Source organism: Streptomyces sp. NPDC021562, assembly GCF_040640875.1.
Classification (GTDB): Bacteria; Actinomycetota; Actinomycetes; order Streptomycetales; family Streptomycetaceae; genus Streptomyces.
On the sequence record NZ_JBFACN010000119.1, the window covers coordinates 1 to 1,051 of the forward strand.

The 1,051-nt window shown below is 38.5% G+C and carries 2 protein-coding genes; both read right to left on the reverse strand.

Going from position 1 to position 1,051, the window contains the following annotated elements; translation table 11 throughout:
* Window positions 1-34: 34 nt before the first annotated feature.
* The gene (locus AB0G52_RS41370) at window positions 35-241 is read right to left on the reverse strand and encodes an ATP-binding cassette domain-containing protein (RefSeq protein WP_361344518.1); all 207 of its coding nucleotides are present in this window, start codon (window positions 239-241) and stop codon (window positions 35-37) included.
* Window positions 242-569: 328 nt separating this feature from the next.
* Window positions 570-1,051, reverse strand: a 482-nt coding sequence (locus tag AB0G52_RS41375) for a GNAT family protein (RefSeq protein WP_361344520.1), incomplete at its 5' end; no start/stop codon positions are given.

The window sequence follows — 1,051 nt, forward strand, 5'->3', positions numbered from 1 at the left end:
TCAAGAAGTCGTGTTTCCTCCACTGATTTATTAGCTAAAAATGTGTTTTTGCCTCCTGAACAACAAAGACAACATCCAAATCTCGATTAAGCCACTGTATTTGCCCGTCAGCAGGCTTAATATCTTCGTTTAATAAATGTAATAGCGTTGATTTACCGGCACCATTATTGCCGATAATCCCTATGACATCTTCATGCTGAACTGCTGCATTTACCTTTTCAAACAGGAGCTGATCTCCCACCTCATACCTTATATTATGCAATTTCATTATTTCTTTCATATAATCAATCCCTCATTTCACAGGGAGGACAAAAAAATCCTCCCAAAATAAATTTTGGAAGGATTAGCCGGACATTTTAAGCATCATGAAATAAGCTGTTTTAAAACAGCTATATAGAAAATGGGCAGACTAATCCTATTTTAGTTTAATTTGCATTATGCATTTCAACTGAAAAAATAAGATTAGTTATCCATCGGCCACCCATCATCCCTTCTGCTTTAGTAATATAAGTGTAGCATAACCTCTTTTTAGGATGCAATGGGCAATTACGCAAAAGAGGATAGGGTTCTCAATTAATAACAGTATTATCAAGCTGTCGTTTATTCTTTTCCCATTCTTCCCGCAGCAACCCCATACGAATCGAATCATAGTAAACACCATTATAGAAACGGCATTTTCTTAACCGCGCTTCGAGCTGCATACCTAGCTTTTCCCCGACCTTCATCATGCGCCTATTGCCTGACCAAGTCGTAAAGCCGACTCTTACAAGTGGAAGTGTTTGAAATAGATGGTTTATCCACAGCTTCAGCGCCTTTGTACCAAATCCACTGCTCCAAAACTTTGGATCATATACGACGATTCCCATTTCAAGCCAGTTTGATGGCTTGTGCTCCCAATAATAGCTGACAGTTCCGATAAGCTTTCCATCTGTCTCTATCGCCCAAAAATCATCTTGATAAAGATACTTGTCTTTTTGCTTTTGAAAGTCATCCCATGAAATTGCCTGATGCTCAAAATAAGGAGCATCCCATTTTTTCCATTCCGGTCTTT